The 647-nt window shown below is 53.6% G+C and carries 1 protein-coding gene; it reads left to right on the forward strand.

Annotation, left to right across the window (positions count from 1 at the left end):
- On the forward strand, positions 1–647 hold a 647-nt coding region (locus H6A34_RS14545), incomplete at both ends, for a TonB-dependent receptor plug domain-containing protein (protein WP_420870845.1).

Below are 647 nucleotides of genomic sequence, written 5' to 3' on the forward strand. Positions count from 1 at the left end.
AATTTAAAAACTTTTCGACTTGCGCTTGTGGCGCTGTTCACGCTCATCGTGGGCTCGCTGTCGGCGCAGACAATCAAAGGAAATGTGAAAGATTCCAACGGAGAGGCCGTCATCGGCGCCACAGTCCAGGAGAAGGGCACGAAGAATGTTGCCGTGACCGACCTCGACGGAAACTTCGAAATCAAAACCTCCGGCAGTAACGAGCTGCAGTTTTCATACATTGGTATGAAGCCGCAGACGGTAAACGTGGCCGGAAAGAGTAGTGTAACAGTTACAATGGAAGATGAGGCTACTGCACTCGACGATCTCGTTGTCATCGGTTATGGTACTGTAAGGAAGCGCGACCTGACGGGCGCCGTAACATCCGTCAGCGCCGAGGACATAGGGCAAATCCCTGTGTCTAATGTCAGTGAGGCCCTTACCGGTAAGATGGCCGGCGTAAACATCACCACGACCGAGGGCTCGCCTGACGCCGACGTGAAAATACGTGTACGTGGAGGAGGCTCCATCACTCAGAGCAACGACCCATTGCTCATCGTCGACGGATTCCCCGTTGAAAGTATCAGCGACATTCCTGCTACCGACATCGAGGACATTACCGTACTTAAGGACGCATCATCCACAGCCATCTACGGTTCGCGTGGTGC

The sequence above is a fragment of the Marseilla massiliensis genome (assembly GCF_016899855.1).
GTDB lineage: Bacteria > Bacteroidota > Bacteroidia > Bacteroidales > Bacteroidaceae > Prevotella.